Annotated in this window: 11 protein-coding genes; 5 read left to right on the top strand and 6 right to left on the bottom strand. The window is 60.1% G+C overall.

Annotated features, from left to right (window positions below; translation table 11 throughout):
• Positions 1-40: 40 nt before the first annotated feature.
• Positions 41-1,084 (bottom strand): L-glyceraldehyde 3-phosphate reductase, encoded by a 1,044-nt coding sequence (mgrA, locus tag ACYJRZ_RS14480; RefSeq protein ID WP_459459825.1) that lies wholly within the window; start codon positions 1,082-1,084, stop codon positions 41-43.
• 166 nt (positions 1,085-1,250) lie between these two features.
• Positions 1,251-2,318 carry a GlxA family transcriptional regulator gene (locus ACYJRZ_RS14475; protein ID WP_459459823.1) on the bottom strand — a complete coding sequence of 356 codons (1,068 nt, stop codon included), beginning with the start codon at positions 2,316-2,318 and terminating at the stop codon, positions 1,251-1,253.
• A 20-nt stretch (positions 2,319-2,338) separates the two neighbouring features.
• Here ACYJRZ_RS14475 and ACYJRZ_RS14470 point away from each other — a divergent pair, with 20 nt between their 5' ends.
• Entirely contained in the window at positions 2,339-3,427 is a 1,089-nt protein-coding gene (locus ACYJRZ_RS14470; RefSeq protein ID WP_459459821.1) for a DJ-1/PfpI family protein, read from the top strand.
• 62 nt (positions 3,428-3,489) lie between these two features.
• Here the strand turns inward: ACYJRZ_RS14470 and ACYJRZ_RS14465 are convergent, their stop codons facing one another.
• From ACYJRZ_RS14465 to ACYJRZ_RS14455, 3 genes are read right to left on the bottom strand one after another with little or no spacing between them, the layout of a single operon-like run.
• A complete protein-coding gene (locus ACYJRZ_RS14465) occupies positions 3,490-5,778 on the bottom strand; it encodes a xanthine dehydrogenase family protein molybdopterin-binding subunit (RefSeq protein WP_459459819.1) in 2,289 nt (762 codons plus the stop codon).
• Entirely contained in the window at positions 5,775-6,758 is a 984-nt protein-coding gene (locus ACYJRZ_RS14460; protein ID WP_459460580.1) for an FAD binding domain-containing protein, read from the bottom strand. The genes ACYJRZ_RS14465 and ACYJRZ_RS14460 overlap by 4 nt, the downstream gene beginning before the upstream one ends.
• A complete protein-coding gene (locus tag ACYJRZ_RS14455) occupies positions 6,758-7,231 on the bottom strand; it encodes a (2Fe-2S)-binding protein (protein WP_459459817.1) in 474 nt (157 codons plus the stop codon). Before ACYJRZ_RS14455 ends, ACYJRZ_RS14460 begins: the two co-directional genes overlap by 1 nt.
• Positions 7,232-7,774: 543 nt before the next feature.
• Here ACYJRZ_RS14455 and ACYJRZ_RS14450 point away from each other — a divergent pair.
• Positions 7,775-8,122, top strand: coding sequence for an NIPSNAP family protein (locus ACYJRZ_RS14450; protein ID WP_459459815.1), 348 nt, complete (start codon positions 7,775-7,777; stop codon positions 8,120-8,122).
• A 79-nt stretch (positions 8,123-8,201) separates the two neighbouring features.
• On the opposite strand, the gene ACYJRZ_RS14445 is transcribed toward ACYJRZ_RS14450, so the two are convergent.
• Positions 8,202-8,405, bottom strand: coding sequence for a hypothetical protein (locus ACYJRZ_RS14445; RefSeq protein ID WP_459459813.1), 204 nt, complete (start codon positions 8,403-8,405; stop codon positions 8,202-8,204).
• Positions 8,406-8,736: 331 nt separating this feature from the next.
• Between ACYJRZ_RS14445 and ACYJRZ_RS14440 the strand changes: the two genes are divergently transcribed.
• The 3 genes from ACYJRZ_RS14440 to ACYJRZ_RS14430 all read left to right on the top strand — a co-directional run bounded on the left by ACYJRZ_RS14440 (position 8,737) and on the right by ACYJRZ_RS14430 (position 12,455).
• Positions 8,737-9,456 (top strand): CDP-diacylglycerol diphosphatase, encoded by a 720-nt coding sequence (locus ACYJRZ_RS14440; protein WP_459459811.1) that lies wholly within the window; start codon positions 8,737-8,739, stop codon positions 9,454-9,456.
• 276 nt (positions 9,457-9,732) lie between these two features.
• Positions 9,733-10,194, top strand: coding sequence for a (2Fe-2S)-binding protein (locus ACYJRZ_RS14435; protein ID WP_459459809.1), 462 nt, complete (start codon positions 9,733-9,735; stop codon positions 10,192-10,194).
• On the top strand, positions 10,191-12,455 hold the full coding sequence (locus ACYJRZ_RS14430; protein WP_459459807.1) for a xanthine dehydrogenase family protein molybdopterin-binding subunit: 2,265 nt from the start codon (positions 10,191-10,193) through the stop codon (positions 12,453-12,455). Before ACYJRZ_RS14435 ends, ACYJRZ_RS14430 begins: the two co-directional genes overlap by 4 nt.
• Positions 12,456-12,551: the final 96 nt, after the last annotated feature.

Genomic DNA, 12,551 nt, shown 5'->3' with positions numbered 1-12,551 from the left:
AGAGATCTGCCCGAAAGTTCGGGCAGATCCGTCAATCGTATCAGACGACCTCGTCATGCGAGGGCTTTTCCCAGAGATTGATGCCGCCTTCGACGGCATAACGATCGATCTCGGCGAGCTCCTCCGGGCTGAACGTCAGGTCGTTCAGGGCAGCCACGTTTTCCTCGACCTGACGCGCCGAGCTTGCACCGATCAGGGCCGACGTTACGCGCGGATCCCGAAGAACCCAGGCGATGGCAAGCTGGGCGAGCGATTGGCCGCGACGCTTGGCGATCTCGTTGAGCGCGCGGGCGCGCTCGATATTCTCTTCTTTCAAATGCTCCGGACGTAGGAAGTCCCCGCCAGGCCGGTTAACGCGGGCATCCTGCGGCACGCCGTTGAGATACTTGTTGGTGAGCAGGCCCTGGGCGAGCGGGGTGAAGGCGATAATGCCGGCACCGACTTCGTCAGAAGCAGCAAGCAAATCCTTCTCGACCCAGCGATTGAAGAGATTATAGGCCGGCTGATTGATCAGGAGTGGCACCTGGCGTTCTTTCAGGAGTGCTGCGATCTCGCGCGTCTTGTTGCCGGAATAAGATGACACGCCGACATAGAGCGCCTTGCCCTGCCTCACTGCCTGGGCCAGCGCGTCGGCGGTTTCTTCCAGCGGCGTTTCCGCGTCGAAGCGATGCGAATAGAAGATATCGACATAGTCGATGCCAAGACGCGTGAGACTCTGGTCAAGGCTGGAAAGCAACGCCTTCTTCGATCCGCCGCCCCGGCCGTACGGACCTGGCCACATATCCCAGCCCGCTTTGGAGGAGATGATCAGCTCGTCGCGATAAGCGGCCAAATCCTGCTTCAGGATATGACCGAAATTGATCTCAGCGCTTCCCGCCGGCGGGCCATAATTATTAGCAAGATCGAAATGTGTGATGCCGAGATCGAACGCCTTGAAAAGGATCGACCTTTGAACATCGAGAGCCGTCGTATCGCCGAAATTGTGCCAGAGGCCAAAGGAGATAGCGGGCAGTTTGAGGCCGCTTCGACCGACGCGGCGAAAATGGGCCGAGTCATAGCGTTCCGGATCGGGGCGGTAGGTCATCAATTGTGTTCCTGTCGATTAAATCATGCGGGGTGACGATACGGCGCACAGAATGGCAGAGAGGCATTCGATGAGAAGCCAATCCATATTTTTTATCGATGAAAGAGGAGAAGTTTTTTCCAGCACGCCATGAGCCGACATGTGGGTGACGAGGCTGACCACGTCGTCAGGCGCCTGTGCCGAAACGTGCGCGATAAAAGCCGGGGGTCACGGCAAGATGCTTGATAAATGCCCGGTGCAGGGTATCGAGGCTTGTAAAGCCCGAACGCTCGGCAATGCGGGCCAATGGCCAGTCGGAACTTTCGAGCAATGCCTTTGCCCGGTCGACCCGTGCGGCTTCGACGAATTGCGCCGGCGTCGTTCCAGTCTCCCTGCGGAAGTTGCGCGAAAATGTGCGCTCGCTCATACCGGCCCGGCTGGCAAGAGCGCCCCCTGAAAGATCCCCTGTCGGATCATCGATGATCTCATTCAGAAGCTTTCGTATTGGGGGCGTCGCATTTTCCTGAAGGGCCAGGCCGGCACTGAACTGCGATTGTCCGCCCGGCCGGCGCATGAATAGCACCATTTGCCGCGCGACAGCCAGGGCTGTCTTTGAGCCACAATCGTCTTCGACGAGCGCCAGGCACAGATCGATGCCAGCCGTAATTCCGGCCGAAGTGAAGACGGGTGGCTCCGCAACGAAGATAGCGTCCGGCTCGACATCGATTTGCGGGCGCAGCTCCTTCAACAGAGCGCAGGAATTCCAATGGGTAGTGGCGCGCTTGCCATCGAGGAAACCGCCGGCCGCCAGTATGAACGCACCGGTACAGACACTCGCCATCCGTCTAACGGATTTTGTCCTGGAGTGCAGCCAAGCGATTAGGTTAGTCCGAAATATGACCTCGCGAAGCCCTTCTTCGCTTCCACCGGCGATGATGACGGTATCGAGATCATCAGGCAGCCGCTCGAGGCGTTGGCTCTCGCCGAACATCAGCCCGCCGGCCGAACTGCTCTTGACGGTCCCGCCCGCCGGAGAGGCAAGTAGAACCTCATAGGGCGCCACACCCTCCGGCACATGGAAGTTCGCCATCGCGAAAACCTCCATCGGTCCGACGATATCGAGCGCCTGTACACCGTCATAACCAATGACGGCGATGCGCCGGGGTGAAAGTGTGAAATCCGGCATTGGCGGAAAATGCGATATCTTTGACATTTCCGCCAGATGGGTCGACCAATATTTTTGAGGGCGTGACATCACAATCCCGGACACGCGCCATGTATCGCTTCGATCTCAGAATTCTGCTTCTTTCGCTGCTCACACTTACCCTTGCGATTTTCTTTCTCGAGGGAGCTGCGACAGCAGCCGAAAACACCATTCAGCTCACTCGGCCGAAAGCCGGACGAACACGCCCCCTGATTGCCATTGCCGCTGACAACAAAGGCACGGAGACGACCGATCTCATTATCCCCTATGGCGTCATACGCAGCGCCGGCGTTGCCGATGTGGCGATTGTTTCGACGCAAGCCGGTACCGTGAACCTGATGCCGGCGCTGACAATCAAGTCAGATGCGACAATATCGGACTTTGACCGCGATCATCCCGAAGGCGCTGACATCGTCATTATTCCCGCCATGCATGACGACAGGAACCGCGACATCATCGCCTGGGTCCGGAAGCAATCCTCAAAGGGTGCAATGATCGTCTCGATCTGTGAGGGCGCTTGGCTTGCAGCAAGGGCCGGCATATTTGACGGCAAACGCGCCACGACGCATTGGTATGCCTTAGACAAGCTACACGATGCCTTCCCGCAAGCTCGGTGGGTTCGCAATCAGCGCTATGTGGTCGACGGCAATGTCGTCAGCACAACCGGCGTCACCGCCTCCATCCCCGCCTCGCTGGCGCTTGTGGAGGCTATTGCCGGCTCGCAAAAGGCGCGCTCCATCGCCACCCACATGGGCGTCGATGATTGGAGCAGCGCACATGACTCAACGCTGTTTCATATGACGACAGGCCGCCTATGGCGTTTCGCCAGCAACTACCTTGCCTTCTGGAACCATGAAACCATTCGCCTACCCGCTCAGGATGGCTTTGATGAGATTGCCCTGGCGCTGACCGCGGACGCGTGGTCGAGAACATATCGCTCACGGTCGATCGTTGCGGAAACGGCCAAATCCATCCGTTCACGCAATGGTCTGGTTCTCGTGCCGGACCTATCGTCCGACACTAATGCCTCGGTTCTGGAAGTACCAACGCTCCCCGCAGCCCAGGCGCTTGATCATACCCTCGCTCAAATCGCTGCTCGCTACGGCGTTCGCACCTCGGACATCGTCAAACTGCAGCTCGAATATCCGGTAAGATACTGAGCCGACCGCTCGCCGGCTCAGTAAAGATCGAGGCATGCCGCTGCGGCTCGAACAAAGCAGCTCTACAACAGCTTTTCCAAGGTGATCGGCAGGTCGCGAACGCGCTTGCCGGTCGCATGGAATACGGCGTTGGCAATCGCCGGCGCCACGCCGACGATGCCGACCTCGCCGACGCCCTTGCCGCCGAGCGCCGAGGCATTGAAATCCGGCACGCCGACGGAAATCACCTGGATATCCGGGATGTCGGAATTCGTCGGAACGAGGTAATCGCCGACATTGTTGTTGACGGTGCGCCCGTTGCGCTGATCGATCACGCCCTCTTCGAGAAGTGCCTGGCCGATGCCCATGATGATGCCGCCGCGCCACTGGCTTTCGACCAGCCGGGGATTGTAGAGACGGCCGCAGTCGAAGGCGGAGACCATGCGCGAGACTCGAACCGTGCCGAAATCCTCGTCGACTTGCACTTCGGCGAAATGGGCGCACCAGCTGTGCATGGAATAATCGCCCATGGTCGGACCCTGGACTCTAGCCATGGTGGTCCAGGCCTGAAGCTGCTCCTGTGCGCTCGCGCCCTCAGGCAGGGTATTGCGCCGGACTTCGATCTCCTCACGTTTCAGCGCCGACATCAGTTCCGCCAGCGTCAGCGATGGCGTCTCGCCGCGTGGCGCCACGATGCGCCCCTCGGCAAAATTCAGCGTATTCGCACCCGTATCGCGGAAGGGCGAATTGGCATCGCTGAGCGCAAGGCCGATGAGTTCGTCGCGGGCAGCGACCGCCGCCTTATGGACGGCTCCCATGATCGAGCCTGCCAGCATCGAGCCGCCGGCGATCGCCGAACCCGGTAGCCGTGAGTCGCCGAGATAGACCTCGACCTGATCCACCGGAATGCCGAAGACCTCCGCAGCGCTTTGGGCAAGGATCGTATAGGTGCCCTGCCCCATGTCGATGGCGCCGCTGACGACCTCAACCCTGCCATTCGCGAGGATGCGGATCATCGCCTCGCTCGGTGCGCGGATGACTGGGAAGGTGCCGCAGCCAATGCCCCAGCCGATCAGCGTCTTACCGTCCCGCATCGAACGCGGCGCGTGGCTGCGCCGCGACCAGCCGAAGGCTTCCGCACCTTCGGTCAGCGCCTCGCGTAGTCGGCGTGTCGACCACGGTTTGCCGGACTGATAGTCGTGATCGGCATAGTTCTTCAGCCTTATCTCGAGCGGATCCATGCCGAGCTTGTAGGCCAGTTCCTCGATCGCGCATTCGATGCCATAGGCGCTCGGGTTCTTGCCCGGGCCCCGCAAGGCGCCGGGCGTCACGCTGTTGACCGGCACGACCCGATGCTGCGAGGAGAAGTTCTCCACCTTGTAGAGGATCGAGGTTGCCGCCCCCGTCTGCTCCGGCCAGTCGGCCTCGAGCGAGGTTTCGCTGGCGCCGCGATGGACGATCGCCTGCAAGATACCATCTTCCGTCGCGCCAAGCGCGATCTTCTGTCTGGTCCCTGCACGTCCGCCGTAGCTCGTGAAATTCTGCGGGCGGGTGACCGCGAGTTTGACCGGCCGGCCTAACTTTCTTGCAGCCGCAACTGCAACCGCGCCATAAGCGAGCGGCATCCCTTTCGATCCGAAGCCGCCGCCGATGAAAGGCGAGATGATCCGGACATTCTCATAGGGCATGTCGAACCATTCGGAATACATGCGCGCCATGCCATGGGACCATTGGCTCGGCTCCCAGATCGTCAGCTGGTCGCCATCCCATTTCGCAGTCAGCCCATGCGGCTCCATCGCGACGTGATATTCGCGCGGCGTTGAATATTCAGCCTCGATCTGCACCGGGGAGGCGGCAAGTGCAGCCTCGGCATCACCCCAGGCAATCGAAAGCGGCTCCATAAGCTTGCCTTCGCCGGCATTCGGATCGTTGAGGTCGGCGACGTGCTTGCTCTCTTCATAGGTTATGCGAACCAGCCTGGCGGCCTCGGTTGCCAATTCGCGGCTTTCAGCGATCACGGCTGCAATTGACTGCCCGTTGAAGCTAACCTCCCGCGGCAGCGGATAATAGGGGCCATCAGCGGGTTTGTTTCCGCCCCAATCACCGGCAAGCTTGAGCCCAAGATCGTCCTCCGGCGTCAGCACCAGCAGCACGCCCGGCATCGCCAGTGCTGCCGAGGCATCGACGTTGACAACACGGCCAGCCGGAATCGTGCTCTGGATGAGGACGGCGTAGGCAAGGTTTTCGACCGGATATTCCAGCGCATAGGTCGCCGCACCCGTCACCTTCATCTTGCCTTCGAAGCGCGACTGACGACCGCCAACGGTGCCGTCGGAGGCGTCGCCATGCTTACGGGGTTCCATCATGGTCATGCGAGACCTCCCATTTTTAAAATGGCGCGAGCGACGACGCGCGGCGCAAGTCCGATTTTGTAATGATTGCCGCCATGATCGACGGCACCCTCCATGGCGAGCAGACTGGCTTTTTCGACAGCTTCCGAGGTGAGAGCCTTACCGATCAGCGCTTGCTCGACCTCCCGCACCCGCCAGGGCTTGGTGGCGACCCCGCCGATCGCCACGCGAATATCACGCACCGTCCTCCCATCGGCTTCAAGCTCCAGGCCGACCGCGGCACTCACGGCAGCAAACTCATAGGACTGCCGATCACGGACCTTGAGGTAGGTGGAGTTCCGGGCCGCGACGGAGGCAGGAATGGTGACGGCGGTGATGATCTCGCCGCGCTGCAGGACTGTTTCGAGGTTTGGCGTATCGCCGGGAACGAGAAAGAAATCGTCGATGCCAACTTTGCGGCTATCCGTCTCGACCACGGCGTCGAATGCGACCAGAGCAACCGCCAAATCACCGGGATAGGAGGCGATGCAGGCGTCACTGGTTCCAAGCACCGCGTGATTGCGGGTGATACCGCCGATCGCCGAACAGCCGGAACCGGGATTGCGCTTGTTGCAGGCAGGAAAGGCACCGGGATCACGAAAATAGGAACAGCGCGTGCGCTGCAGGAGATTGCCGCCGATCGTCGCCATGTTGCGAAGCTGGGCAGACGCGGCCAGAGACAGGGATTCGGAAACAGCCGGGAAAGCGGCACGGATATTCTTATGGTCGGCGACCTCGCTCATCCTGGCAAGCGCGCCGATCGTTGCACCATCGGCGGTAACGGTGATGCCGCTTATGCCGGAGAGATGGGTAATGTCTATGACGGTATCGGGCTCGCCGACACCGCATTTGGCCAGATCGAGCAGTGTCGTGCCGCCGGCAAGCAACACGGCGCCGGCCTGTTGCGCGGCCTGGGCGGCCTCGGACGTCGATGTCGCGCGCAGATAGGAGAAGTTTCGCATCATGCCACCTCCGCAGCCTGGCGCACCGCCGCAACGATGTTGTTATAGGCCCCGCACCGACAGAGATTGCCGGACATATATTCGCGGATTTCCGCATCCGAGCCGGCATGTCCCTCACGGATGCAAGCAACTGCCGACATGATCTGGCCCGGCGTGCAATAGCCGCACTGGAACGCGTCTTGCTCGATAAATGCAGCCTGCACCGGATGCAGATCGCCGCCCTCGCCGTTCAATCCCTCGATCGTCGTGATCTCGCGGCCTTCGGCCTGCGCGGCAAGCGTCAGACAGGATAGCACGCGCTTACCGTCGACATGGCAGGTGCAGGCGCCGCACTGCCCCTGATCACAGCCCTTTTTGGTGCCGGTGAGGGAAAGATGCTCGCGCAGCGCATCGAGAAGCGTCACACGCGGCTCGATATCGAGTTCGTGGCGCTGCCCGTTAATGTCGAGCGCGATATGGATGGTTCGTGTCATGATAAGCTCCTGCCATCGTCACGAAGATGAAACCTGCGGAATCTAGTGGAATCGATCCGTCGGTCTACCGGTTGCTATGGTTTCTGTTGGAAAGACGAGCCAATGGAAATCTGACGTCATGGTCGGCTCTCATCTGAATTAGAAAGTAGAGGGCGCCACAAATAAACGGAGGCGCCTCCGTTTAAATTAATAGCTGACCTATTTTCGTCAAGCCCCACTAAGCGCACAATTCTAACTTGAACCGATTGGAGGATGGCAAGAGGCAACGCTGGAGGAGCCTCTGCTATTTGTCCTCGGCACCCACCATGGCGCGCCGTGGTATTAGAGGATCTGATCGACGCCCATTCCCGAACCATCAAATCACTTGAAAAATGAGGAGTACCTCTGTTATGCTCAAGTTGAGCAATAGTAGCCAGCTTGTTGGAAACGCTACTTTTCCGCTTCCAAACGGAATTACAAGCTGCTGTTATCACTCGACTATTTTTAAAGCTGGCTTTCAGGGACAGGCTCAGCCTGTTCCAAATTCACTCACGGAGGATTTCCATGATCCATGAAATGCGCATCTACACTTGCATGCCCGGCAAGCTACCAGCGCTCCGAGAGCGCTTCGAAACGGCGACACTGGCGATCTGGAGCCGGCTCGGCATCCGCCCCCTCGGCTTCTGGACGACGATGGTCGGGCCCTCCAGCAACGACCTCATCTATTTCCTCGAATGGCAATCGCTAGAGGAGCGCCAGCGGAAATGGGCGGAATTCGTAGCCGATCCGGTCTGGAAGGAGGCTCTGGCAAAGAGCGAAGCGGCAGGCCCGATCGTTGCCAATATCGCCAGTTCGATCCTGCAACCGACTGCATTCTTTCGCTCCTTTATCTCTGGGAAGGCCGATGGTTGAAGATGAACGGGCCTATCGCAAAAGCCGGGACATGCCCGGCTTTCAAAATCTTTTCGGCAGGCGTGCTTGCCGCTTCCTATCAGCCGTTCTGATCGCCGCTATTGTCGGCAGCCGGCTCCTGTTCCTTTTCCTTCAGCACGTCCGTCAGCTTGCTGACGCCTTCAAAGCCGGCGACGGCGGCGGCGGCCTTCGTCAGGAAACCGGCATTCGGGTCGACAGCCTCAACAGCCTCGTCGGCAGCCACAGCACCTGCAACTTCTTCAATCAGCTTTCCGATACCCATTTCAAGCTCCTGATCGTTTTTGTCTGCCGCAAAGTTGCGGCGATCGAGTGTTGCGAACGCCTCGCGGCGGATGCTCAAAAGGTTTCTGCAAACGACCTTTCCTCCCTGGCGCGAGACATGGTTTCCCCGGCCCCTGCCATTTAGGCAACCAAACTGAAAGCGGCCTTAGCCCGAGATGAACCGAAACTGATGTCGCGCGATATCCGCCGCACGCATTTCCCAGATTCGACGCTTGCCATCGCCAAGCCGTCACATCAGCCTAACGGGCCTGTGCTAAGCCCTTCGGAATTTCGAAAATGCCAAATTGCTTGAACCAGGGAAATTTCCTGCCATGACATTCTCTCATCGCGTCGCGGCTCTTGCCGTTTCGTTCCTGCCTGTCCTCTTTGCGCCAGCCTTTGCCGATTCCGACGTGCTGTGGAAGATCGTCCACGACAAGTGCGCGGTGCAGACTGCACCTTGCCTGTCCGTAAACACGGCCGAGCATTACGCGATGCTGAAGGATCTTCGCGGGGTGGCCCAAGTTCTTCTGATTCCAACCGACAAGATAACCGGCATGGAGAGCGCGGCACTCCTAGACCCCGCAACGCATAACTATTTTGCCGATGCATGGGCCGAACGAGGCGACGTCGATGCCCGATTGCCGCATGCGCTTCCGCGCGACGGCCTCAGCCTGGCCGTCAATGCGCAGCAGGCCCGCTCGCAGAACCAGTTGCATATCCACGTCGATTGCTTGAGCGCCGACGCATCGGCTGCGCTCAAGGCCGATGCCGACAAGATCGGCACCGACTGGGCACCCCTTCCCGATACCATTGCCGGCCACAAGTTCTTGGCGCTCCGGGTCAAGGGCGAGACATTGGGCGACTTCAATCCTTTCCTGGCGCTTGCCAGGACATTGAAGGATCCGGCGAAGGAAATGGGCGATCACAATCTCGTGGTTGTCGGCGCCAATTTCGCCGACGGCCCCGGTTTCATTGTCCTCACCGATGTCGCAGTGCCCGGCATGGGTGGCGAAGACGTGCAGGATCACAGCTGCGCGATTACGCATTAAGATCAGGAAGTTAAGGCGTGACTAGATGGCCGCATCGCCCGCCCGGTCGGCGCGGCCGAGATCCTGCTTAGGCGGATAATGAGCTTGGAAGCCAATTTATAAATCTGGTTTCCAACGTCTATCACGTTTTAGATACTAATCTTTTTGATGCGGTCGGTTCAATGTTATAGTTCGGGTTGTGAGCCTGAGCTATGCATCATCCGTTCGTTGAGCATCCGGATCATCGAACAACGCTGGCATTGAAGGTTCACGATCGAAAGCCTCAGGAGGCACCTCATGAATCTTCAGATCAATAGCCAGTCTTATCAAGTCAATTCAGACGGTGACACACCGCTTCTGTGGATCATCCGCGACGAGCTTGGCATGACCGGCACGAAATATGGGTGCGGGCTGGCACAATGCGGTGCCTGTTCCGTTCTTGTCGATGGCGAAGTGGTGCGCTCCTGCGTAACGCCGCTCGACAGCGTCGCCGGCCGCCAGATTACGACGATCGAGGCTATCGAGGCGGACCCGGTTGGAAAGCGTGTCGTCGCCGCCTGGGTCAAGCATCAGGTTCCGCAATGCGGCTACTGCCAATCGGGACAAGTCGTGGCTGCGACTGCGCTCCTTAAAGAAACACCCAATCCCTCCGATGACGAGATCGCCGCGGCGATGATCAATCTCTGTCGATGCGGCACCTACAACGCGATCAAGGCGGCGGTCAAAGACCTCTCCTCCAAGGAAGGAGAGACGCTATGACCGAAACCAGCCGCAATCTCGTCCCCGACGATGAGTTTCCCACAGGAGCTCCGGTCAACATCTCACGCCGTCACTTTCTCCTGACATCAGCGGGTGCCGCGGCAGGCGCTTTCGTCCTCGGCTTCGGTGTCCCGGTTGGCCGCGCCCGCGCCCAGCAGGCGGCGAACCCGATGCCTCCAGGCACCCGCGTTCCCGCCTTTCTCGAAATCCGCCCGGACAGCAACATCCGTTTCATGAGCCCCTTTGTCGAAGGCGGGCAAGGCGTCTTCACTGCGATGGCGCAGATCGTCGGCGAAGAACTCGATGCCGATCCGAAGACCTTCATTGTCGAAAATGCGCCGACAGGTAGCGACTATCTTGTCGTGCACGGCAAGATGCGCATTACTGGCGGCAGCATGTCGGTGCGCACCAGCTATGAGACCATGCGCCGGCTCGGCGCGCTCGCCCGCAACATGATCCTGCAAGCAGCCGCCAAGCGCCTGAATGCGCCCATCGCCGAGCTGACCACAGAGCCGGGCCGCGTGATCCATACCGCATCGGGCCGCAGCCTCGCCTATGGCGACGTTGCGAGCGAAGCGCTGGATCTGCCGGTTCCTGCCCCCGAGAGCGTGGCGCTTCGGGACCCAAGTCAATTCCGCTGGATCGGCAAACCGGTCGAGCGGCTGGATATGCATGATAAGTCGACAGGCAAGGCAGTCTACGCCATCGATTGCAAGGTTGACGGCATGTTGCATGCCGCCGTCCAGCACGCTCCTCGCCTCGGCCTGACCATCGGCAAGATCCGCAACGAAGAGCAGCTCAAGGCGATGCCGGGTGTTCATTCCGTCCATAGCCTGCCCGGCGCTGTTGCCGTCGTCGCCGAACGCTGGTGGAATGCCAAGCGGGCAGCCGAGGCCGCCCAGGTCGATTGGCGCGAGCCCGGCTCGGACACCAATCCTGAGCTCCGCTATATGCCTGCGGATTTTTCAACCACGGCCTTCAACGACAAGCTCGCCAACGAACCGGGCAATGGCAAGGAAGCGGAGAATGTCGGCGATATCGCCAAGGCTTTCGACGGCGCCAAGACCGTCATTTCCGCCACCTACAGGAGCCAGTATCTGCATCATGCGCAGCTGGAGCCGCCATCGACCCTGGCCCGCTTCAACCCGGACGGCAGTCTCGAACTCTGGATGCCCAACCAGGCGCCCGAGCAATTCCAGGCCGACATAGCCAAGCTGACCGGCCTCGATCCATCGAAGGTGATAATCCACAGCCCCATTCTGGGCGGCTTCTTCGGCCGGCATTTCCTGTATCCATCGGCCAATCCCTATCCGCAGGCCATCCAGCTTGCAAAGGAAGTCGGGCGGCCGGTCAAGCTCATCTGGAGCCGCGAGGAGGAGTTTCTGCGCGATCCGATGCGTCCGATGGCGGCCGTGCGCTTCCGCGGCGCACTCGATGCCAACGGCATGCCGGTGGCACTCGAGGCCATCAGCGCTTGCGAGGGACCGACGGAGGGCGTTTACGGTCACAAGGAGGATTCGCTGGATCCGACGGCCCTGGAAGGCCTTGCCGGCAAATCCTATGCAATCCCGAACTACCGCATCGCGCAGATCTACGTCAAAAACCCGACGACGCTCGCCTATTGGCGCTCTGTCGGCAATTCCATGAACGACTTTTTCTACGAGACCTTCCTCGACGAGTTGGCGGACAAGGGCGGGCAGGACCCCTATGAGCTGCGCCTCAAGCTGCTGCAAAAGAACGAGCGGCTGAGCAATCTCCTGAAGGCGGCCGGCGATCTCTCCGGCGGCTGGAAGCGGGGTCCCTTCACGGCAGACGACGGTTCGCGGCGCGCGCGCGGCGTTGCCATGGCCTCTCCGTTCGGTAGCCATACGGCGGCGATCGCCGAAGTGTCGATCCGCAATGGCCAGGTCGTCGTTCATGACGTCTGGGAGGCGATCGACCCCGGCAGCATCGTCAATCCGGCAATCATCGAAGCGCAGGTCAATTCGGCGACCGCACTCGGAATGTCGCAGGTGCTGATGGAGGAAGCCGTCTACAAGAACGGTGAGCCGGTGGCGCGCAATTACGACCTCTATCCGATCCTGCCGCCGGATCGCATGGCGCGCGTTCATGTCCGCATCGTCGAAAGCGGGGCGGAAATGGGCGGCATCGGTGAGCCGGGCTTGCCTGCCATCCCGCCGGCAGTCGCCAATGCCGTTTCCACCCTGACGGGCAAGCGGATACGCAGCATGCCTCTCTCCAACTACACCTTTGAAAGCTGAGGTGCAGCACTCGCCGTGCCAGGCACGTATCCGGCTTTCGGCTCATTTCTGGTCCGAGAGCCGGGTTGGTTGGCTTCCGCCTGACAGAATACGAAA

Source organism: Rhizobium sp. No.120, assembly GCF_054558365.1.
This window is presented reverse-complemented; position numbering and strand designations above follow the sequence as displayed.

What these genes read in the sequence shown, in the direction of transcription:
- mgrA (WP_459459825.1), bottom strand. Translation starts at nt 1,084, where the DNA reads ATGACCTACCGCCCCGATCCGGAACGCTATGACTCGGCCCATTTTCGC.
- ACYJRZ_RS14475 (WP_459459823.1), bottom strand. Translation starts at nt 2,318, where the DNA reads ATGTCACGCCCTCAAAAATATTGGTCGACCCATCTGGCGGAAATGTCA.
- ACYJRZ_RS14470 (WP_459459821.1), top strand. Translation starts at nt 2,339, where the DNA reads ATGTATCGCTTCGATCTCAGAATTCTGCTTCTTTCGCTGCTCACACTT.
- ACYJRZ_RS14465 (WP_459459819.1), bottom strand. Translation starts at nt 5,778, where the DNA reads ATGACCATGATGGAACCCCGTAAGCATGGCGACGCCTCCGACGGCACC.
- ACYJRZ_RS14460 (WP_459460580.1), bottom strand. Translation starts at nt 6,758, where the DNA reads ATGCGAAACTTCTCCTATCTGCGCGCGACATCGACGTCCGAGGCCGCC.
- ACYJRZ_RS14455 (WP_459459817.1), bottom strand. Translation starts at nt 7,231, where the DNA reads ATGACACGAACCATCCATATCGCGCTCGACATTAACGGGCAGCGCCAC.
- ACYJRZ_RS14450 (WP_459459815.1), top strand. Translation starts at nt 7,775, where the DNA reads ATGATCCATGAAATGCGCATCTACACTTGCATGCCCGGCAAGCTACCA.
- ACYJRZ_RS14445 (WP_459459813.1), bottom strand. Translation starts at nt 8,405, where the DNA reads ATGGGTATCGGAAAGCTGATTGAAGAAGTTGCAGGTGCTGTGGCTGCC.
- ACYJRZ_RS14440 (WP_459459811.1), top strand. Translation starts at nt 8,737, where the DNA reads ATGACATTCTCTCATCGCGTCGCGGCTCTTGCCGTTTCGTTCCTGCCT.
- ACYJRZ_RS14435 (WP_459459809.1), top strand. Translation starts at nt 9,733, where the DNA reads ATGAATCTTCAGATCAATAGCCAGTCTTATCAAGTCAATTCAGACGGT.
- ACYJRZ_RS14430 (WP_459459807.1), top strand. Translation starts at nt 10,191, where the DNA reads ATGACCGAAACCAGCCGCAATCTCGTCCCCGACGATGAGTTTCCCACA.